Origin of the sequence: Kitasatospora sp. NPDC028055, from assembly GCF_040637885.1 — a bacterium.
In the GTDB taxonomy this organism is placed as follows: Bacteria; Actinomycetota; Actinomycetes; order Streptomycetales; family Streptomycetaceae; genus Kitasatospora.
This window is the reverse complement of sequence record NZ_JBEZXE010000019.1, coordinates 79,640-99,359: the sequence shown is the minus strand read 5'-3', so window position 1 is coordinate 99,359 and position 19,720 is coordinate 79,640. Positions and strand designations below refer to the sequence as shown.

The 19,720-nt window shown below is 74.2% G+C and carries 16 protein-coding genes; 7 read left to right on the top strand and 9 right to left on the bottom strand.

From position 1 onward, the window contains the following. The first annotated feature begins 114 nt into the window (after positions 1 to 114). Positions 115 to 1,722, top strand: coding sequence for a GAF domain-containing protein (locus tag AB0F71_RS20655; protein WP_360236261.1), 1,608 nt, complete (start codon positions 115 to 117; stop codon positions 1,720 to 1,722). Here the strand turns inward: AB0F71_RS20655 and AB0F71_RS20650 are convergent. Then, positions 1,674 to 2,174 (bottom strand): SsgA family sporulation/cell division regulator, encoded by a 501-nt coding sequence (locus AB0F71_RS20650; RefSeq protein WP_360236258.1) that lies wholly within the window; start codon positions 2,172 to 2,174, stop codon positions 1,674 to 1,676. The two genes, AB0F71_RS20655 and AB0F71_RS20650, sit on opposite strands and share 49 nt — an antisense overlap. 330 nt (positions 2,175 to 2,504) lie before the next feature. Between AB0F71_RS20650 and AB0F71_RS20645 the strand changes: the two genes are divergently transcribed. The 4 genes from AB0F71_RS20645 to AB0F71_RS20630 all read left to right on the top strand — a co-directional run bounded on the left by AB0F71_RS20645 (position 2,505) and on the right by AB0F71_RS20630 (position 6,989). Further along, positions 2,505 to 3,851, top strand: coding sequence for a hypothetical protein (locus AB0F71_RS20645; RefSeq protein WP_360236255.1), 1,347 nt, complete (start codon positions 2,505 to 2,507; stop codon positions 3,849 to 3,851). A 159-nt stretch (positions 3,852 to 4,010) separates the two neighbouring features. Then, positions 4,011 to 5,342: a TerD family protein gene (locus AB0F71_RS20640; protein ID WP_360236418.1), complete on the top strand. Its 1,332-nt coding sequence runs from the start codon at positions 4,011 to 4,013 to the stop codon at positions 5,340 to 5,342. Between the two features lie 143 nt (positions 5,343 to 5,485). Continuing rightward, positions 5,486 to 6,454, top strand: coding sequence for an SGNH/GDSL hydrolase family protein (locus AB0F71_RS20635; protein WP_360236252.1), 969 nt, complete (start codon positions 5,486 to 5,488; stop codon positions 6,452 to 6,454). A 46-nt stretch (positions 6,455 to 6,500) separates the two neighbouring features. Beyond that, complete coding sequence (locus tag AB0F71_RS20630) at positions 6,501 to 6,989, top strand: GNAT family N-acetyltransferase (protein WP_360236249.1); 489 nt, start codon at positions 6,501 to 6,503, stop codon at positions 6,987 to 6,989. Positions 6,990 to 6,999: 10 nt separating this feature from the next. Here the strand turns inward: AB0F71_RS20630 and AB0F71_RS20625 are convergent, their stop codons facing one another. From AB0F71_RS20625 to AB0F71_RS20605, 5 genes are all read right to left on the bottom strand, one after another. Beyond that, positions 7,000 to 7,692 (bottom strand): RraA family protein, encoded by a 693-nt coding sequence (locus AB0F71_RS20625; protein WP_360236246.1) that lies wholly within the window; start codon positions 7,690 to 7,692, stop codon positions 7,000 to 7,002. 122 nt (positions 7,693 to 7,814) lie between these two features. Continuing rightward, positions 7,815 to 8,744 carry a proline dehydrogenase family protein gene (locus tag AB0F71_RS20620; RefSeq protein WP_360236243.1) on the bottom strand — a complete coding sequence of 310 codons (930 nt, stop codon included), beginning with the start codon at positions 8,742 to 8,744 and terminating at the stop codon, positions 7,815 to 7,817. A gap of 159 nt (positions 8,745 to 8,903) precedes the next feature. Beyond that, complete coding sequence (pruA, locus tag AB0F71_RS20615) at positions 8,904 to 10,532, bottom strand: L-glutamate gamma-semialdehyde dehydrogenase (protein ID WP_360236240.1); 1,629 nt, start codon at positions 10,530 to 10,532, stop codon at positions 8,904 to 8,906. A gap of 176 nt (positions 10,533 to 10,708) precedes the next feature. Next, positions 10,709 to 11,977: an FAD-dependent monooxygenase gene (locus tag AB0F71_RS20610; protein WP_360236237.1), complete on the bottom strand. Its 1,269-nt coding sequence runs from the start codon at positions 11,975 to 11,977 to the stop codon at positions 10,709 to 10,711. Continuing rightward, positions 11,974 to 12,570: a PadR family transcriptional regulator gene (locus tag AB0F71_RS20605; protein WP_360236234.1), complete on the bottom strand. Its 597-nt coding sequence runs from the start codon at positions 12,568 to 12,570 to the stop codon at positions 11,974 to 11,976. Before AB0F71_RS20605 ends, AB0F71_RS20610 begins: the two co-directional genes overlap by 4 nt. A gap of 144 nt (positions 12,571 to 12,714) precedes the next feature. On the opposite strand from AB0F71_RS20605, the gene AB0F71_RS20600 reads away from it, so the two are divergent. Beyond that, a complete protein-coding gene (locus AB0F71_RS20600; protein WP_360236231.1) occupies positions 12,715 to 14,316 on the top strand; it encodes a helix-turn-helix domain-containing protein in 1,602 nt (533 codons plus the stop codon). 99 nt (positions 14,317 to 14,415) lie between these two features. Here AB0F71_RS20600 and AB0F71_RS20595 read toward each other — a convergent pair whose 3' ends face one another. Together AB0F71_RS20595 and AB0F71_RS20590 are read right to left on the bottom strand one after the other, a co-directional pair. Then, positions 14,416 to 15,915 (bottom strand): alkaline phosphatase PhoX, encoded by a 1,500-nt coding sequence (locus AB0F71_RS20595; RefSeq protein WP_360236228.1) that lies wholly within the window; start codon positions 15,913 to 15,915, stop codon positions 14,416 to 14,418. A 158-nt stretch (positions 15,916 to 16,073) separates the two neighbouring features. Next, the gene (locus AB0F71_RS20590) at positions 16,074 to 17,336 is read right to left on the bottom strand and encodes a hypothetical protein (protein ID WP_360236225.1); all 1,263 of its coding nucleotides are present in this window, start codon (positions 17,334 to 17,336) and stop codon (positions 16,074 to 16,076) included. Between the two features lie 136 nt (positions 17,337 to 17,472). Between AB0F71_RS20590 and AB0F71_RS20585 the strand changes: the two genes are divergently transcribed. Beyond that, positions 17,473 to 17,931 (top strand): VOC family protein, encoded by a 459-nt coding sequence (locus tag AB0F71_RS20585; RefSeq protein WP_360236222.1) that lies wholly within the window; start codon positions 17,473 to 17,475, stop codon positions 17,929 to 17,931. Between the two features lie 28 nt (positions 17,932 to 17,959). Here the strand turns inward: AB0F71_RS20585 and AB0F71_RS20580 are convergent, their stop codons facing one another. Continuing rightward, complete coding sequence (locus AB0F71_RS20580) at positions 17,960 to 19,597, bottom strand: hypothetical protein (RefSeq protein ID WP_360236219.1); 1,638 nt, start codon at positions 19,595 to 19,597, stop codon at positions 17,960 to 17,962. Positions 19,598 to 19,720: the final 123 nt, after the last annotated feature.

Sequence of the window (19,720 nt, the reverse complement as noted above, 5' to 3'; positions counted from 1 at the left end):
CCGACCGGTATGCGGACTTGGCAGACCCCGTCCCCACGCGCCCATCGCACCCGTACGCTTTCGTCAGCGCGTCGACCCCGGCGCGTCCTCGAACGGCGGCGAGGAGCAACCCGAGTGCGGCAGACCGGACGGCAGTCCCGACGACCAGAGCGCCGCACCCCGCCGACCGCGGCGGAGCTGGCCAGGGTCCACGAACGCACCCTCGCCGACGCCGCCGCCCGCGAACTCGTCCTCCCCGAGAGCACCGGGCCCGGTACGCCCGGCCGGCTCGAACCCCGCCCCGAGATCGGCGACTCCTGGGCCCGGCTGCGCCGCCTCGGCCTCGACCCCGACACCGGCGCCTCCACCGTCCTGCTCGGCCCCGCCGAGCTGGAGCAGCGCCGCCGGGCCAGCGGCCTCGACAACGTCATGCCGGTGCTGCGCGAGACCCTGCTGGAGCCGGTGAGCCAGGCCCCGCTGATCCTCGCCATCGCCGACGCCGAGGGCCACGTGCTCTGGCAGGAGGGCGAACGCGGCCTGCGCCGCAGCGCCGACCGGATCGGCTTCGTCACCGGCGCCCGCTGGACCGAGGAGACCGTCGGCACCAACGGCATCGGCGTCGCGCTGCGCGCCCAGCGCCCGATGCACGTCCACTCCGCGGAGCACTACCTGCGCAGCCACCACACCTGGACCTGCGTGGCCGCCCCCGTGCACGACCCGGCCACCGGGCGGCTGGTCGGCGCCATCAACCTCAGCGGCCCGGCCCACAACGTCCGCCCGTACCTGCTCCAGCTCACCGCCACCGCCGCCCGGCTCGCCGAGACCGAACTGCGCGCCCGCCGCCTGGAGGCGCTGAACCAACTGCGCACCCTGGCCGCCCCGCTGCTCGCCCGGGTCGGCGGACCGGCCCTGGTGGTGGACGCGGCCGGCTGGACCGCCGCCTCGGCCGGGCTGCCGCCGCAGAGCCGGCTGCGCGTCCCCAGCGAGGGCTGGGACCCGGCCGCCGTGCACTGGGTGCCGGGGCTGGGCGAGTGCGTGCTGGAGCCGCTCGCGGACGGCTGGCTGGTGCGGCCCGTCCGGCCGACCGGGGCGGACGGCTCCGGCACGGTGACCGCCGAACGCGCCGAGGGCGCCCGGCTCCGGCTCGACCTGCGCCGACCGGACCGCCCCGAGCTGTCCGTCCGGAGCGCGGCCGACAGCTGGTCGCACCCGGTCAGCCCGCGCCACGCCGAGCTCCTGCTGCTGCTCGCCACCGCCCGCGAGGGCAGCACCGCGGCCCAGCTGGCCGAGGCGCTGTTCGGCGACGCGGGGCGGACGGTCACGGTGCGCGCCGAACTGTCCCGACTCCGCCGCTACCTGGGCGGCCTGCTGGCCCACCGGCCGTACCGCTTCGCCGACTCGGTGCTGGTCACGGTGGAGGGGCCGGCCGATCCGCTCGACCTGCTGCCCTCCTCCACCGCCCCCGCGGTACGGCGGCTGCGGGCGGAGCTGGTGGCGGGCCTGGTCCGGCTGCCCGGGGCCGCGGTACCCGTGCCGCCCCCGCGCCACGGCGGGGGCCCGCCGGTCCCGGACGACGACCCGGCCGCGCAGTGCGCACCGGCGAACGGCACCCCCACGAACGGCGCGTCCACCCACAGCGCTGTCACCGACAGCACTGCCACCAACTCCCCACCCGCGAGGGGAGGTTGCGCTCCTCAGCCGCCTGCGAGCAGCGCGGCCAGCTGGGCGTCGGTGGGCCCGTAGTCGCGCTCGGCCTCGGCCGAGACCAGCGCGTAGGTGCGGTCCAGCCAGGCCTGCACCCGGGGCCTGGAGGCCTCCAGCAGGGCGCTGCCGTGCGGGGATTCGAGCGCCAGGTGCAGCGTCGAGCCGTGGCAGGGGCAGTACGCCGGCCACAGCTTGACGTCGCCCTGGCCGCTGATCCCCTGCAGTCCGTCGCGCAGCAGGTCGCGGGAGAACACCCAGTCCGCCTCGTCCGGACGCCCCAGGTGGAAGGTCAGCAGCACCTCGTAGGGCCGTGCGGTGTCGAAGCGGAACCGGGTGCACACCTCGCCGACCACTTCGTCGCCCAGTGAGATCCGCAGCGTCAGCACCTCCTCCACCGACGCCGGAGCGGCGGCGGAGCCACCCCCATCGCCGCCCGTGGGGGTGGCGGCGAGGGGGGCACTGGAGGCTGCGGACAGCGGGTCGGGCGGCATGACGGTCTCTCCGGGAACGGCGCGGGATGCCATCAGCCTGCGCCACCGGCGACCGGGCGGGCAAGGGTTGCAAGGGGGTTGCAACAACCCCCGCCCGGGCCCGCCGATCCCTACCAGGAATACCAGACGGACCGTCAACTTCCGCTCATCGAACGGATGTCCGGAAAATGGAGGGATACTGTCCGTCGTCCGGCCACCCGCTGGTACGCTCTCCCCCTCCCGGCGCGGGCCCGCCCGCGAGGCCGGCCCGGAACGGCCGGACCGCTGCCCGGCGGTGGTGCGTGGGAGAATACGGCGACGCGACGGCGGCTTCGGGGAGGGAGGGGTCCGGTGGCTGTGCGTGGGGAGACCACGCGGGACGTGCAGCACGAACCCGCACGACAGGGCCGGCACGGTCGGCCCCGCCCGTTCGGCGGCCGCTTCCGGCTGCCCACCCTGCGCTTCTCCGGTGCCGCGATGGCGATGTCCACCGTGGTGGGCATCAGCATCGCCACCACCCTCCTGCTGAACGAGCAGCAGGGCATCGGCCGTCGGGCCGGCGTCGCCCGGGTCGGCACCACTCCGCCGCCCAGCCCGAGCGGTACGGACCAGGCCGAGGCCGCCTCCGAGCGGACCACGGACACCCCTCCCCCGCCCTCCGGCCGCCCGCACGCCCCGAAGCCCTCCGGCCGTCCCTCCACGCACCCGTCCGGCCCGGCCAACGCCGCCGCCACGCCGCCGTCGGGGCTGCGGGCCGGAACGGCCGTCCCGGTCACGCCGTCGACCGGCGGACAGGCCTCCGCCGGGCACGACCCGCGCCCCTCGGCTGACACCCCGGCCGACGGCGCCTCCCCCTCCGCCCAGCCGCCCACGGCCGCCGACCCGTCCACCCCGGCGCCCGGGCAGGCGGGTACCGGACGACCCGACGTCGGAGCAGCCGGCACGGGCGAATCCCCGCGCCCGCCCGCGCTCCAGCCGGCCAAGCCCGGCCGCCCGGGCGCCGCCCTCCCCGGCCCGGGCCGCCCGCTCCCGCCGCCACCGGCCGGCGCCGCCCCCGGAAACACCGCCGGCACCGAGGGCACCGGCGCCACCAACGGCACCGACAGCACCGCCAGCACCGAGGACACCGGGACCGCCGACGGCGCCGCCGACGACACCACCCCGGACGCCGACCAGGCCCTGACCGGCGCCGGACTGACCACCGCCCTCGGCCGCGACGGCCTCCGGCACGCGCTGGACCTCACCGTGACCGAACCGGTCACCGCCCTCCAGGCCGAATTCCGGCTCACCGCAGGCGAGTTGGCCCCCGGCACCGGCACCGTCTGGACCGACCTGCCGGGCGCCGTGGTGACCACCCAGCAGGAGCGCGGCAGCCTGGTCTACCGCTTCACCACCCCGCCCGGCACCGACGTCGAGCCCGGCCGCTACGGCTTCGTCGTGCGCGGCAGCCGCCCGGCCGAGCAGGGCGGCCCGGTGCGCAGGCCGGGCGCGCAGGAGAGCTGGAACGCCGCGGCCTTCGGCATCGACCACCCCCGGGCGGTCGCCGCGCTCGGCGGCTTCGGCCCGACGGCGCCGCAGCCCACCCAACAGCCCACCCAGCAACCCACCCGGCAGACCGCGCCGCAGCGGGCGCCCCAGCAGCCCGTACCCCGGCCCGCGCCGCAGGCCGCCCGGCAGCCGGCGGGCCAGGTCCGCTGACCTCCCCTCGGCCGATCCGATCGTCCGACGATCGGCCAGCTCACCGGGCTCATCCCCGCACCCCCGTTCGTTACTGTGTGCAGCACCCGGCCCGACGCCCCCAGCGGCCCCGGCCCGGGCCGTCGTTCCGCACCCGAGGAGGAGTCCTTGTCCACCGTCCTGACCCAAGGCGGCAACGCACCGCTGACCGCCGCGCGGGTGACCGTCGAGGTCACCGCGCCCAAGGCGCTGGACGTCTCCGGCCTGCTGCTGACCGACGCCGGCAAGGTCCGCTCGGACGCCGACTTCGTCTTCTTCAACGCCCCGCACGGCCCGGGCGTGAGCCTGCGCCCGGCCGCCGCCGGAGCACCTGACGCGATCACCGTCGACACCCCGGCCGTCCCGGCCGACATCAGCAAGGTCGTGGTCACCGCCAGCCCGGCCGACCAGTCCGCCACCTTCGCCGGGATCGAGCCCACCGCCACCGTCCGGGACGCCGACACCGGCGCCGTCCTGGTCACCTTCACCCCGCCCCGGCTGGGCCTGGAGACCGCGCTCATCGTGGTCGAGATCTACCGGCGCAACGGGGTCTGGAAGGTGCGCGCGGTCGGCCAGGGGTACGCGGACGGCCTGGCGGGCATCGCCACCGACTTCGGCGTCACCGTCGACGACGCCCCGACCCCGTCGAGCGCACCGAGCGCACCCACCCCGCCCCCGGCTCCGACCCCGCAGCCGACCGTCCAGCTGCACTCCCCGGCCGACCTCCCGCTGCCGCCCGTCCCGCCGGTGCCCCCGGCCCCGCCCGTCCCCCCGGCGCCGCCGGCTCCCGCGGTCGACCCCCGGATCGCCCTGGCCACCGTCCCGGCCATGCCCGCCGCGCCCCCGGAGCCCCCGGCCCCCGCAGCCGCCCCCGCCCCCACACCCGCCGAGCGCCCCAAGGTCACCCTGGACAAGGGCCGGGTCAGCCTGGTCAAGGGCAGCTCCGTCTCCCTGGTGAAGAACGGCCGCCCCTTCCTCTCCTCGGTCCGGATGGCCCTCGGCTGGGAGTCCGCCGCCCGCGGCCGCGACATCGACCTGGACGCCTCCTGCCTCGCCTTCGACGCCGGGCACAAGCGCCTGGAGACGGCCTGGTTCATGAAGCTGAGCATCTTCAACGGCGCGATCGCCCACTCCGGCGACAACCTGGTCGGCGGTGACGGCAGCGACGACGAGGCGATCACCGTCCACCTGGAGGGCCTGCCGGCCGAGGTCCACGCCCTGGTGTTCGTGGTCAACTCCTTCTCCGGCCAGAAGTTCACCGAGCTGCGGAACGCCTACTGCCGTCTGGTGGACGTCCGCACCGAGGAGGAGCTGGTCCGCTTCGACCTGACCCACTCCGAGCCGCGCACCGGCGTGGTGATGTGCAAGCTGGTCCGCCGCCCGACCGGTGAGTGGGAGATGACGGCGCTCGGCGAGTTCGTCGACGGCAAGACCGCCCGGGCGATGATCGAACCCTCCGCCGCCCTCCTCTGATCCCGATCCCGACCGCATCCACTCAACGTCAAAGCCACGCCACCGATTTCACCCCCCAGGGGCATCAAGTCGTCCACGGGTCGACTCGATTGACTCTCCGGGGGGTGATTCGCGCTCTCCCCTGCATCCAAGGAGGAGAGACCGTGCCGCACATCCCGTCCCGCCTCGTCGTCGCCGGCACCGCCGTCGCCCTGGCCGTCGGCCTGATCACCCCCACCACCGCCGAGGCCGCCGCCAAGCCCGCCACCCGCGCCGCCGGGCTGGAGTGGGTGGCCCTCGGCGACTCGTACACCGCCGGGGTGATCCAGGCCACCGGCGACGAGTTCGAGACCCCGCGCGACGGCTGTGCCCGCACCACCGGCTCCTACCCGGAGGTCATCCGCCGCGACCTCGGCCCGCTGGTCGACCTGCGCAACGTCAGTTGCAGCGGCGCCACCACCGGGAGCGTCTACGCGACCGAGCTGTCCCCGCTCGGCCGCCCGCTCCCGCCGTACGGCACCGACCCGGACGCGCCGTTCCCGCCGGTCCCGCCGCAGATCGACGCCGTCAGCCAGAGCACCGGCCTGATCACCGTCGGGGTCGGCGGCAACGACCTCGGCTTCGCCCAGATCCTCGAGGACTGCGTCACACTCGGCGCCGGGACCGGAAACACCGGTACGCCCTGCAAGGACAAGTACGACACCCAGCTGCCCGGCCGCCTCAACCAACTCCGTTCCGGCTACGACCAGATGCTCACCGCACTGCACGCCAAGGCCCCGTCCGCCAAGGTCGTCACCGTCGGCTACCCGCACCTCGTCCCCGAGGACGCCAACCGCTGCCGGTACGGCGACCCGCTGCAGTTCGCCACCTTCACCACCGGAGACCTCGCCTGGGCGCGGGCCGCCATCCTGGAGCCGCTCAACGCGGTCATCCAGCAGGAGACCGCTGCCCACCGCGACTCCTTCGTCGACCTCTATCCGGGCTCCGCCGGACACAGCGTCTGCGACGACGACCGCTGGCTGGACGGCCTGCTGACCAGCATCCTGCCTCTCGAGTACGCCCTGGTGCACCCCAACGCCAAGGGCCAGGCCTTCGCCGCCGCCCGGGTCGAGACAGTCGTCCTCGGCGACTGAGGGAAATCCGGTGGCGCGGCCCGCCGTCGGGGATCATCCTGATCCGATGATCATCCGCGAAGCCACCCCCGAGGACTGGTCGGCCATCTGGCCGTTCTTCCACGACATCGTCGCCGCCGGCGAGACCTTCCCCTACCCCCTGGACATGCCCTCCGAGCTGGGCCGGGAGTGGTGGATGAAGACCGCCCCCGACCGCACCGTGGTCGCCGTCGACGAGGACGGCACGGTCCTCGGCACCGCCAACATGAACCGCAACCGCCCCGGCAACGGCGGGCACGTGGCCAGCGCCAGCTACATGGTCGACCCGGCCCACCACGGCAAGGGCATCGGGCGGGCCCTGGTCGAGTACACCCTCGACTGGGCCCGCGGGGCGGGCTTCCGCGCCATGCAGTTCAACGCGGTGGTCGCCAACAACGACCACGCCGTCAAGCTCTACCGCTCGCTGGGCTTCGAGGTGGTCGGCACCGTCCCCGAGGCCTTCCACCACCCGGTCGACGGCTACGTCGGCCTGCACGTCATGTACCGCCCGCTGTAACCACGGGGCCCTACTCCTCGATCGCCCCGCCGACCCGCCGCAGGTGCTGCCGGAAGCTGTACGACGGGTCGGCGGCGCGCCGCTCCAGGAACTCCTCGAAGCGGGTCTGCCTCCGCAGGGTGTCCCCGGCCGTGATCCGCCCGGCCTGCGCCCGTTCGGTGGCGGCGATCCCGGCGGCCGTCTCCAGCACCTCCCCGGCCCGGTCGGCCGGCACGAACAGCACACCGTCGGCGTCCGCGAACACCGTGTCCCCGGTGGTCACCAGGTGCGGCCCGAACCGCGCCGACTCCAGCGCCTCCGGCTCCCGCCCGTCCAGCCGCAGCGGCCCCACCGGCAGCGCGCCGTAGCTGAACACCGGCAGCCCGATCTCCACCAGCTCGGGGGTGTCCCGGTGCAGCCCCCACACCACGATCCCGGCCACCCCGGCGGCCCGCGCCTCCAGCACCGCGAGGTCCCCGATGCAGGCCTCGTCGGTCCGCCCGCCGTTGTCGATCACCAGCACGTCCCCGTCCAGCGCGCCCCCGTACGCCTCCAGGAACACGTCCACGCTCCCGTAGTGCCGCACCGGCAGCACCCGCCCCGCCACCCGGGCCCCGGCCACCACCGCCCCCACCCCCACCGGCGCCGCCCGCACCCCCACCCCGAGCCGCACACACGCATCCGCCACCAACGGCGTCGACAGCCCCTCGAACTGCTTCATCATCCCCAACTCCTCCCACCAACACCCCAGTTCACAGCAGCGAAGATCCTAAACCCGGCCGCCGGAACAACGGAACGGCCCGCACCCCCCGTCAGGGGTGCGGGCCGTTCATCCTGCCGCCAGGGTCAGCTACGGGTGGCCATGGCGCGCAGGAAGAAGGTGAGGTTGGCCGGGCGCTCGGCGAGGCGGCGCATGAAGTAGCCGTACCATTCCTGGCCGTACGGGAGGTAGACCCGCATGGTGTTGCCCTCCTCCGCGAGGCGCAGCTGCTCCTCGGGGCGGATGCCGAACAGCATCTGGTACTCGAAGGAGTCCCGGGTGCGGTTGTTCCACTGGGCCAGCTGGCCGGCGATCTTGATCATGTTGGGGTCGTGCGAGGCGATCATCGGGTAGCCCTCGCCGGCCATCAGGATCTTGAGCGCGCGGACGTACGCGAGGTCGACCTCGTGCTTGCCCTGGAAGGCGACCGACTCGGGCTCCTTGTAGGCGCCCTTGCACAGGCGCACCCGGGAGCCGGGGCCGGAGAACTCACGGCAGTCGGCCTCGGTGCGGCGCAGGTAGGCCTGGAGGACGACGCCCAGCCAGGGGAAGTCCGCCCGCAGCTCGCGCGCGATGGCGAGGGTGGAGTCGGTGGTGGTGTGGTCCTCCATGTCGAGGGTCACCGTGGTGCCCGCGTCGGCGGCGGCCTCGCAGATGCGGCGGGCGTTCTCCAGCGCGATCTTCTCGCCGTCCACCGGCAGGAACTGGCCGACGGCCGACAGCTTGACGGACACCTCGGCGGCGGCGGCGAGGCCGGTCTCCTTGAGGGCCTTGAGCAGGTGCTCGTAGGCCTCGGCGGTGCCGGCGGCCTGGGCGGCGTCCTTGGTGTCCTCGCCCAGGTGGTCGAGGGTGACCTTGCGGCCGGTGGCGACCAGGTCGTCGGTCGCGGTGACGGCGTCGTCGAGGACGTCACCGGCGACGAAGCGCTCGACTATCGCGTGGGTCGGGGGGAACTTCTCGACCACGGTGCGGACCTGGGGGGACCGTGAGGCCGCGAGAAGGGCGGAACGGAGCATCGGGACTCCTGGAGCTGGTGTTTCCAAGGGTGGCAGAAAAGGGCCGGGGCGGCGGTACGGGGGTGGGCCGCCGCCCCGGCGGGGCGACACCCGGCTGCGGGGCCGGGCGTCGCGGGTGACCGATGGCCTCTACAGCGGATCGATCGGCGACAGGGCTGGTCAGCCCATGTGCGGGTAGCGGTAGTCGGTCGGCGGGACGAAGGTCTCCTTGACCGAGCGGGTCGACGTCCAGCGGGCCAGGTTCTGCTTGGCGCCGGCCTTGTCGTTGGTGCCGGAGGCGCGGCCGCCGCCGAAGGGCTGCTGGCCGACGACGGCGCCGGTGGGCTTGTCGTTGATGTAGAAGTTGCCGGCGGCGAAGCGCAGCTTGTGCATCGCGTCCTGGGCCGCGGCGCGGTCCTGGGAGATGATCGAGCCGGTCAGGCCGTAGGGCGACACGGACTCCATCTGGGCCAGCATCTCCTCGTACTTCTCGTCCTCGTAGACGTACACGGCGAGGATCGGGCCGAAGTACTCGTCGCGGAAGTACTCCGAGGCCGGGTCCTGGCAGACCAGGACGGTCGGGCGGACGAAGTAGCCGACCGAGTCGTCGTAGGTGCCGCCCGCGATGACCTCGACGGAGGCGTCGGCGTGGGCGCGGTCGATGGCGGCCTTGTTCTTGGCGAAGGCGCGCTCGTCGATGACGGCCGACATGAAGTTGGACAGGTCGCTGACGTCGCCCATGGTGAGGCCGTCGACCTCGGCGGCGAACTCGTCCTTGAGGCCGGCCCAGATCGAGGCGGGGACGTAGGCGCGGGAGAGCGCCGAGCACTTCTGGCCCTGGAACTCGAAGGCGCCGCGGGTCATCGCGGTCTTCAGCACGGCCGGGTCGGCGGACGGGTGGGCGACCAGGAAGTCCTTGCCGCCGGTCTCGCCGACGATCCGCGGGTAGGTGCGGTAGCCGGCGATGTTGTTGCCGACCTCGCGCCACAGGTGCTGGAAGGTGGCGGTGGAGCCGGTGAAGTGGATGCCGGCCAGCGCGGGGTGCTTGAGCGCGACGGCGGAGACGTCCAGGCCGTCGCCGGTCACCATGTTGATGACGCCCTTGGGCAGGCCGGCCTCCTCCAGCAGCTGCATCAGCAGGTGCGCGGAGTACTGCTGGGTGGGGGACGGCTTCCACAGCACCACGTTGCCCATCAGCGCGGGCGCGGTCGGCAGGTTGCCGGCGATCGCGGTGAAGTTGAACGGGGTGATCGCGTAGACGAAGCCCTCCAGCGGGCGGTGGTCGCTGCGGTTCCACACGCCGTCCGAGGAGATCGGTTGCTCGGCCATGATCTGGCGGGCGAAGTGCACGTTGAAGCGCAGGAAGTCGACCAGCTCGCAGGGGGTGTCGATCTCGGCCTGCTGGGCGGTCTTGGACTGGCCGAGCATGGTGGCGGCGGCCAGGGTCTCGCGCCAGGGGCCGGCCAGCAGGTCGGCGGCCTTGAGGAAGATCGCGGCGCGCGAGTCGAAGGAGAGCGCCTGCCAGGCCGGGGCAGCGGCCAGGGCAGTGTCGATGGCTTCCTGCGCGTCCGCCTGGGTGGCGTTGCGCAGGGTGCCGAGCCGAGCCGCGTGGTTGTGCGGCTGGACGACGTGGATCTCGGTGCCGCCGCCCATCCGGCGCTCACCGTTGATCGTCATGGTCAGCTGGACCGGCTCCTGGCCGCCCAGCTCCTTCAGCTTGGCCTCCAGGCGAGCCCGTTCGGGGCTGCCGGGGGCGTAGCTGTGGACCGGCTCGTTCACCGGCGCGGGGACCTGGGTCACAGCGTCCATGAGGCGCACGCTCTCCTTCGTTCAATGCGGGGGAAGGCCTGCACGGGTCACGCGCAGGCCACAGCACGAACGCTATTCCTGCCCGCCGGGCCACTTGATTGGCCGGGCGGCTAAATTCCCCCGTACGGCGTTGTCCGGCCCGACGAAGGCGGTCACGCCGCGGTCACGACCGCCCGTCAGGCGGCCCGGTCCGAACGCCCCTCCCGCCCCTGCTGTCCCGCAGGCACCACCCGCCGCTCCCAGTCGATCCGGTACCCGTGCACCGGCCGGAGCAGCTTCTCGGGGCTCATCACGGTCCGCGCCATGATCGGCGCGACCAGCCGGAACACCAGCCGCCCGACCGCCCCGGAGGCCTTCTGGTTGTTGGTGCGCTCGGCCGCGGCGGCGATCCGCTCCACCCGGGGCCGGCGCAGCGCCTCGTACGCGGCGAAGGCCTCGGTGTGGTCGGGCAGGTCGCGCAGGCAGCGGGCGAGTTCGACGGCGCTCTCGACGGCGAGCGAGACGCCCTGGCCGGAGCTGTTGGACGGCGCGTGCACCGAGTCGCCGACCAGCACCATCCGGCCGCGGTACCAGTGCGGGACGGACGGCATGATCTCCAGCCGGGGGAAGGTCTCGACCGTCCCGGCGTCGGCGACCGCCAGCACCTCGCGGGCGGGGCGGTCGTCGGCGTGCAGCTCGCGGCAGCGGCGCAGCCACTCCTCCCCGCTGACCGCGCGGACCTGCTCGGTGGTCAGCTGCTCGGGCTGCGGGATGTTGCTGAACCAGGCGGTGCCGCGGCCCTCGGGCAGGCCCCAGTAGCCGAAGAAGGCCCGGGCGCCGTTGGCGAAGTGCATGGTCTCGCCGCGTCCGGCCCGGCCGGGCAACCGGTACGGGCTGTAGCCGCCGACGCCGAGCAGGCCGGTGTACCTGGCGGCGGGCGCGTCCGGGTCGATCAGGGTGCGAACGGTGGAGCCGGTGCCGTCGGCGCCGATCAGCAGGTCGCCGGTGGCGCTGGTGCCGTCGGCGAACCGTGCGGTGATCCCGTCGGCGCCCTCCTCGGCGCCCACCAGCCTTTTGCCGTACCGGACTTGGATCCCGGCCCCGGCCAGCCGCCGCTGCAGCACCCGGTACAGCTCGGCGCGGCGCATCACCCGCCCGCGCGGCAGGTCGGTGAGGCCGGCGAACTCGGCCAGCACGCCGCCCCTGCCGTCCTCGATCAGCATCGGCCCGATCGGCTGGCCGACCTGCCCGACCTCCTCCTCCAGCCCGACCACGGCGAGGGCGCCGAGGCCGTTGGGGGCGATCATGAACGTGCCGCCGATGCCCTCGGCGGAGGCCTCGTAGGCCTCGAAGACCTCGGCCTCGAGGCCGGCCCTGCGCAGCGCCAGTGCCGTCACCGGGCCGGCGATGCCGCCGCCGATGACCAGGGCCTTCTTCGCGGTGCGGACGGTTCGCGGTGCACTCATTGCAGACTCCCGAAGTACTCCTGCCAGGTCCGGACGAAGTCCGGCTCCTGGAGCTGGGCGATGAGGCGCTCGACGAAGGCGATCTCGGTCTCCAGGCCGCCGACCCGGTACTCCTCCTCGATCAGGAAGAGCCAGCCGACGCCCTCCTCGGTGGCCTTGCGCAGGGCCTCCCGGATCCCCGCCGCCTCGGCGGTCAGGGCGGTCAGCCGCCGCGCCAGGAGCTCCACCGACTCGGCCGGCGGGAGCACCATGAGCAGTGACAGCGAGACCCCGAACGCGGGGTACTCGTGCCGCGGTTCGGCGACGAGTTCGCGCATCCAGTCGAAGAGCTCGGCCCGCCCCTCCTCGGTGAGGGCGTAGACGGTGCGCTCCGGCCGCTGGGTGTCGCGGACGGTCTCCTGCTCGGCGACGAACCCGGCCTTCCGCAGCTGCTCCACGACCATGTAGAGCGAGCTGCGGTTGTACTTGATGTTGCGGTCCTTGGCGTGCTCCTTGAGCCGACGGCCCATCTCGTACGGGTGCATCGGCTCGGCCATGAGTTCGGCCAGGACCGCGAGCGCCAGCGGGTTCGACACCTTGCGTCGCTTCGCCACGAGACATCCTCATCTCTTGGTCAGCACTGACTATCCACTCCTGAATAATCAGAGTCAACTATTTTCGAGAGACGAACCGCGATGCTGTCCGCCCGGCTAAAATCAACCACACACCGTTGTCCGAGCGGATGAAGGAGGTCCGGAGTGACCACCCCCGGCCTCCCGCTCCGCCAGCTGCTGATGTCCCTGGGCGAACCCCTGGTCGAACTCCAGGCCGCCCCCCAGGGCCTGGACGTCCCCGTCCGCGACGTCGCGATCCTCGACCCGGAGGACCCTCCCACCGCCTCCCCCGGCGAACTCGTCCTCGCCATCGGTGCCCGCGGCCGCGCCGCCCTCCCCGCCCTGCGCGCGGCCGGCCGGGCCGGCGCCGCCGCCGTCGCGGTCAAGCTGGACGCCCCCGGCCAGGCCGACGCCCTGCGCGAGGCCGCCACCGACGCGGGCGTCGCCCTGCTGTCGGTGCGCCGGGAGACCCGCTGGGAGCACCTGGACTCGCTGGCCCGGGCGATCATCGCCGGCCCCGACGCCCCGGACTCCCCCGGCCCCCCCGAACCCAACGCGGGCGACCTCTTCTCCCTCGCCCAGACCGTCGCCGTGCTCACCAACGGCATCGTCTCGATCGAGGACACCTCCAGCCGGGTCCTCGCCTACTCCCGCTCCTCCGACTCCGACGAGGTCGACGACCTGCGCCGGCTCTCCATCCTGGGCTGGCAAGGCCCGGAGCCGTACCTCTCCAAGCTCCGCGAGTGGGGCATCTTCCAGCACCTGCGCAGCTCGGACACCCCGATCGCGGTCGAGCCGCACCCCGAGCTCGGCCTGCGCCGCCGCCTGGCGGTCGGCATCCGGGCCGGCGCGCAGCCGCTCGGCACCATCTGGGTCCAGGAGGGCGCCCAGCCGCTGGCCGCCCACGCCGAGCAGGCCCTGGTCGGCGCCGCCCGGGTCGCGGCCGCCCAACTGGTGCGCCGCCGACGCGAGTTGTCCGCCGACGTCCGGCTCACCCAGACCCTGCTGACCGGACTACTGGAAGGCTCCACCGGCCCCCAGTCGCTGGCCACCCACCTCGGCCTGGACCTGCGCCGCCCGGCCACCGTGCTCGCGTACGGCGCCCACACCACCGAGGCGCTGCACCGCTCCGACGTCACCGGCCTGATCTCGGTGCACACCGCCGCCCGGCACCGCGCCGCGCTGCTCGCCCCGATCGAGTCCCGGGTCTACGTGCTGCTGCCCGAACTCCCGCCCGGCCTGCCGATGACCACCGTGCGCGGCTGGGCGGCCGAGGTGGTCACCGCCGCCCGGGAGCACCTCGGCGTCCCGCTGCGCGCCGCGATTGGCTCGACCGTCGACGGCCTGTCCCAGGTACCGGACTCCCGCGCCCAGGCCGACCGCATCCTGGACGCGATGGGCCGCGGCGGAGTCGACCTCGACGTCGCGGCGCTGATCGACGTCCAGGCCGAGGTGCTGGTCAGCGAGGTGCTCGCGCTGCTCCAGGACCGCACCGGCCTGCGCGACCCGCGGCTGACCGCGCTCGCCGAGTACGACCGCCGCCACCACACCCGGCTCGCCGAGTCGGTGCTCGCCTGGCTGGACGCGCTCGGCGAGGTCCGGGTCGCCGCCGACGCCCTGCACATCCACCCCAACACCCTGCGCTACCGGGTGCGCCGCGCCGAGCAGTTGACCGGCATCGACCTCGCCCAGCCGCAGCAGCGGCTGCTGGCGATGCTGCAACTGCGGCTGCCCGCGGACGAGTAGTCCGCGGGCAGCCGGTCACGCTCCGGAGCTCGGGCGCCGGGGGTCAGACGCCGAGGGGCGGGCGCCGGGGGTCACGCTCCGGGGGTCAGGCGGGAGGGGTCAGGCGCCGTACCCCTGGCCGCGCCTGTGCTCGTTCAGCCGGCGCCACGGCCCGCTGATCGCCAGCTGGATGCCCGGCTCCTGGATGTTGGCGAACAGGGTCCGGCCGTCGTCCGAGAAGGTCACCCCGGTGAACTCGCTGAACTCGGGCTTCTCGGCGCTGCCGATGTTCAGCTCGTTGCGGGCGATCGGGTAGACCAGCCCGTCCTCGGTGGCGCCGAACAGGTGCGAGATCCCGTTGCCGTCCTCGGCGATCACGATGCCGCCGTACGGCGAGACGGTGATGTTGTCCGGGCCGTCGTAGTTGTCGTGGTCGCCCAGGACGTCGTCGTTGACGCCCAGCAGCACCTTGAGGGTGATGGTGCGACGCGCCGGGTTGTAGAACCACACCTGGCCGTCGTGCTGCACCGGGCTCTCCGAACGGGCGTAGCTGGAGACGAAGTAGAAGCCGCCGTCCCCCCACCACATGCCCTCCAGCTTGCGGGCCCGGGTGACCTCGCCCTCCTTGAACTGCTTGCGCACCGAGACGGTCCGGGCGTCGCGGTCCTGCACCTTGACCCAGTCGGCGCCGTAGACGGTGCCGACCTTGGTGGCCCGGGAGAGGTCGTCGACGAACCGGCCCTGGGCGTCGAAGACCTTGAAGGCCTCCAGCACGCCGGCGTCGGCGGCGAGCCTGCGCAGCTGGTGGCGGCCGTGCCGGAAGCCGGCCGGCGGGGTCCAGCGGAACAGCAGGCCGTTCGGGTTGGAGGCGTCCTCGGTGAGGTAGACGTGGCCGCGCTTCGGGTCCACCACCACGGCCTCGTGGGCGTACCGGCCGAAGGCCTTCACCGGCTGCGGGTCGCGGTTGTAGTCGTCGTCGAAGGGGTCGACCTCGAAGACGTAGCCGTGGTCCTTGGTGAAGCCGTTCTTGCCGGCCCTGTCCTCGGTCTCCTCGCCGGACAGCCAGGTGCCCCACGGGGTCACCCCGCCCGCGCAGTTGGTGGCGGTGCCGGCGATGCCGACCCACTGCTCGACCGAGCCGTCCCGCCTGGCGTGCACGATGGTGCAGCCGCCGGCCGCGCCCGGGTCGTAGACGTGCCCCTCGGTCAGCGGCACCGGGTACGGCCAGTTGGCCCGGGCGCCGGACAGCTCGTGGTTGACCACCATCAGGTTGCCGCCGCGCTCGTCCTCGAAGGCGGACGTGCCGTCGTGGTTGCTCGGGGTGAACTCGCCGGTGCGCAGCCGGGTCTGCCCGGCCCGGTTGAGCACCTTGTACGAGAAGCCCTTGGGCAGCGAGAGCAGCCCGGCCGGGTCCGGTACCAGCGGGCCGTAGCCGATCGCGGCACCGCCCGCCGCGTTGGTCCCGGCGGCACCAGCCGCGGCGGCGACCGGGGCCTCGCCGCCGACCGGCGCGGCGATCGCACCGGGGGCGCTGGCCAGCGCCTCTGCGCTGCCGGCGATCAGCACGCCGGCCCCGACGAGGGTGGAACGGTTGACGAAGTCCCGGCGGGACAGCGACATGGCAGCAACTCCTGGGGGGTGTACGGGCGTCGAGGCAGGTCGTCGACGCCCAGCAGACTCCGCCGCAGGGATGAACCCGGCATGACGTCCACCGCACGACGAGGCGTCCATTTGCCAACCGATGACCGACACATGACCCGGGCTTTACCGAGTGCGGGTCAGCCCCGCCCCTCCCGCCACTGCTCCCAGGCCGACAGCCACAGCTGCTCCACCAGCCGGTGCTCCTCCGGGGTGCCCGACCCGGCCGTCCCCGGGCGCTCCCGCCACAGCTGCTCCCAGGCCCGCTGTGCCGGCAGGCTCGCCACCTCGCTGGCGAACACGGTGTACCGCACCACCTCCTCGACCGCCGCCTCCCCCTCCGGGGTGCCGATCAGCCAGTGCGTCTGCTGGGACAGCCGGTTGAGGTGGTTGACCATCGAGGTCACCGCCGCCGCGGCCTCCTCCCGGGTCTCCGTGGCGAGCCGCATCTGCTGGCGCACCGCCGCCTCCCAGCGCACCGCGCAGACGTCCCCGCGCAGCCCGCGCGGCAGTCGCGGCGTCCGCCCGACCCGCACCTGCGCCTCGATCGCGGCGGCCTCCGCGATGCTCTGGGCGATCAGCTCCCGGTGCGCCTCCAGCCCTGCGGTGGGCGGCAGTTCACGCTCCTCGACCGGCACGTAGCGGGCCCGCCGGGAGGCCAGGTCGCGCAGCAGCTCGGTGCGCCCGCGCAGGTAGCAGTCGAAGTCCCCGATCCCGGCCAGCTCCACCCCGCCGGGGGGCAGTCCGCGCCCGCACACCGTGACGGCCTGCCCGTCGACCCGCAGCCGGCCGGCCCACACCGGCCCGGCGGCCTCGGGGCCACCGGCCGCCGCCCCGGCCGCCGCCCCGGCCGGCGCCCCGCCGAGCGCCGCCGCACTGCCGACGGCCGCGCCGCCCACCGCACCGACCGCGCTGACCGCGCCGGGCAACGGCAGGTCCTCGTGCACCTCCACCGGGTAGGGCTCGCCGTCCACGGTGATCCACTCCCGCAGCGTCCGCACCCGGCCCGGCCCGTCGCCCTCGTCCACGCCCAACTGCTCGTAGACGCGGTCCCGTTCGTCCTCGACCACGTCCTCCAGCTCGGGCAGCACCTCACAGCCGTCGGCCCCCGGCCGGTACGTCCGCACGGTCACGTACGGCCCGGCCGCGGTGGTCCAGTCGCCGCACTGCACCTCGACCCAGCGCAGCTCACCGCCACAGGTCTCGAAGGCCGCGAGCGCCTCGCCCCGGCCGGGCGGCCCGACCACGCCGTACACCGGGAAGTCCACCGCGGCGAGGGTCCGGCGGGAGAACTCCTCCTGGCCGGCGAAACGCTCCTGCCCGCCCGGCCGCTCCGGCCCCGACCGCTCGACGTTCCACTCCTGGGGCCTTCCGCCGCTCTCCCGCACCATCCTCTGCCGCACCCCCGAGTCCTCGCGCTCGCACCGCTGACGCCACCTTACGTGCCGGGAGCTGCCGGGTCATCAGCTCCGCTGCCGTACGGGGGCGGCGGCCGTGTCCGTCGGCCACGATGTCAGCCGCCCTCCCTACGCTGGCGGCATGACAGCACAGAACGACGCAGCCCAGCCCGCCTTCCCCGCCCGGATCAGCATCGTCACCCTCGGCGTCTCCGACCTCGACCGGAGCGCCCGCTTCTACCAGGACCTCGGCTGGCGGCGCTCCTCCGCCTCCAGTCCGGAGATCGTCTGGTTCCGCACCGCCGACTCGGTACTGGGCCTCTTCCCCACCGAGGAGCTGGCCGCCGACGCGGGCGTGCCCGCGACCGGCGAACCCTCCTTCCGCGGCGTCACCCTGGCGGTGAACCTGGAGTCCCCCGCCCTGGTGGACGCCGCGCTGCGCACCGCCGTCGAGGCCGGCGCCGTGGTGGTCAAGCCGCCGGTCCCGACCAGCTGGGGCGGCTACTCCGGCTACTTCGAGGACCCGGACGGGCACCTGTGGGAGCTGGCCCACAACCCGTTCTTCCCCTTCACCGAGGACGGCTCGCTGGACCTCCCGTAGCCGCCGTCGGCCCCTCGCCGGCCCCTCCTCAGCCCTTCGACCGGGCCTTGAAGGCCGCCTTGCGCGCCTCCTTCGCCAGCGCCCGGTCCGTGTGCAGCTCGCCGATCGCCTCCAGGACGTCCGCCGTGTACGGGTGGTCGACCCGCCACAGCTCACCGAACCACGACGCCGGGTCGCCCTTCACCGGCAGGTCGGTGATCAGCTCGCGCAGCAGCGCCGCGTCGCCGCCGCTGTCCAGCAGCTGGGCAGCGAAGGTGTCGACCACCGTCCACAGCGCCATCGTCCGCTCCGGCACCGGCACGTCCGTCGCACCCTGCGCCGACAGCCAGGCCCGGGCCGCACCGCCGAGCTCCGGGTCGTCCAGCACCTCCCGGACGGCGGGCTCGGCGCCCGCCCCCAGCAGGTTCAGCGCCGAGACGCAGAGCATCCGGCGCAGCGGACCGTACGCGTCGTCGCCGCGTGCCGCCGCCAGCAGCTCGCGCGCCGCCGGCTCCGGCTCCCGGCCGGCCACCCAGACCCGCAGCTCCTCCTCCGGCAGCACATTGGCCGCCTCGCACACCCCGCGCAGCAGTTCGGCGGCGTCCCCCTGGGCCAGCTCGCCGACCAGCGGGGCGTCGTAGCCGTCCTCCAGCAGCCACTGCCGGATGCCGTACTGGCCGAGCGGGGTGAGCCGGACGAGTCCGAAGCGGGCCGACTCCTCGTCGTCCAGCGGCGCCTCGCCGACGACGGCGGGCTCCTCGCCCTCCTCCTCGTCGAACAGCTCCGGGTCGATCGGCCGGTACTCCAGCAGGCCCAGCTCGGCGAGGTCGGCCAGCATCGGGTCCAGGGCGACCATCACATCGGTGATGTCGCCGAGCAGCTCCTCGCTCGGCTCCTCGCCGTCCGGGACCACCAGCAGCGCGGCCAGCACGCCCAGCGGCACCGTCTCGTTGCCCGGCTCGGCGAAGGCGGTGGTCTCGTACAGCACCTGCAGCGCCTCGTCGAGCAGCTCGGCGGCGGCGTCCCGGGCCTCCTCGACCTCGCTCAGGGCGTCCTCGTCCTCCTCGTCCTCCCCGGCAGCCCCGGTCGCGGCGTCGGCCGGCTCCGCGCCCTCGTCCTCCTCCGGCAGCGAGTCCGCCTCCACCGCCAGCTCCCGGACGATCCCGGCGGCGGTCAGCCACAGCTCCAGGACGGTCTCCGCGTCCCCCTGCTCGGCGGGCTCCAGGTCCGGGCCCGGGACGGCGACGTGCTCGCCCTCCTTGGTCGTGCCCAGCTCCACCAGGTCCAGGTCGCAGGCCAGCGACCAGGCCCGCAGCGTCTCGACCTCGGCCTCCTCCGGCACCTCGCCCTCGGCCGGGGCCAGCCCGAGCAGCCGGGCGACCGGCGCCCGGTCCTCCTCGACCAGGTCCCCGAACTCGTCCACCACCCGGTGCGGGGAGGCCCAGCGGGCCAGCGCCAGCGCGTAGCCGAACATCGGCACGGCCTTCGCCTGCTCGGCCAGCTCCTGCTCCGCGGGCAGCTTCACCGGCGGTACCAGGACCGCCGCGTCGTCCAGGTCCTCGTCGTCCAGACCGTGCGCGGCGAACGCCCCGTAGAGGTCCTGGAGCTCCAGGTCCGCGGGCAGGACCGCCTCGGCGGCACCCTCTCCGGCCGAAGCCCCCGCGTTCTTCCGACGTCGTCCGGCCATCGTCGTGTGCTCTCCCTCAGCCAGCGGTCAGCTCGAACAGCTCCGCGTGTCGATCTACCACCTCAGCGTATAGGCCGGGCACCCCCGATGCCCGGCCTCACAGGGCGCGCAAAGGGGCGCGCG

What these genes read in the sequence shown, in the direction of transcription:
- AB0F71_RS20650 (WP_360236258.1), bottom strand. Translation starts at nt 2,174, where the DNA reads ATGCCGCCCGACCCGCTGTCCGCAGCCTCCAGTGCCCCCCTCGCCGCC.
- AB0F71_RS20630 (WP_360236249.1), top strand. Translation starts at nt 6,501, where the DNA reads ATGATCATCCGCGAAGCCACCCCCGAGGACTGGTCGGCCATCTGGCCG.
- AB0F71_RS20625 (WP_360236246.1), bottom strand. Translation starts at nt 7,692, where the DNA reads ATGATGAAGCAGTTCGAGGGGCTGTCGACGCCGTTGGTGGCGGATGCG.
- AB0F71_RS20620 (WP_360236243.1), bottom strand. Translation starts at nt 8,744, where the DNA reads ATGCTCCGTTCCGCCCTTCTCGCGGCCTCACGGTCCCCCCAGGTCCGC.
- pruA (WP_360236240.1), bottom strand. Translation starts at nt 10,532, where the DNA reads ATGGACGCTGTGACCCAGGTCCCCGCGCCGGTGAACGAGCCGGTCCAC.
- AB0F71_RS20610 (WP_360236237.1), bottom strand. Translation starts at nt 11,977, where the DNA reads ATGAGTGCACCGCGAACCGTCCGCACCGCGAAGAAGGCCCTGGTCATC.
- AB0F71_RS20595 (WP_360236228.1), bottom strand. Translation starts at nt 15,915, where the DNA reads ATGTCGCTGTCCCGCCGGGACTTCGTCAACCGTTCCACCCTCGTCGGG.
- AB0F71_RS20585 (WP_360236222.1), top strand. Translation starts at nt 17,473, where the DNA reads ATGACAGCACAGAACGACGCAGCCCAGCCCGCCTTCCCCGCCCGGATC.
- AB0F71_RS20580 (WP_360236219.1), bottom strand. Translation starts at nt 19,597, where the DNA reads ATGGCCGGACGACGTCGGAAGAACGCGGGGGCTTCGGCCGGAGAGGGT.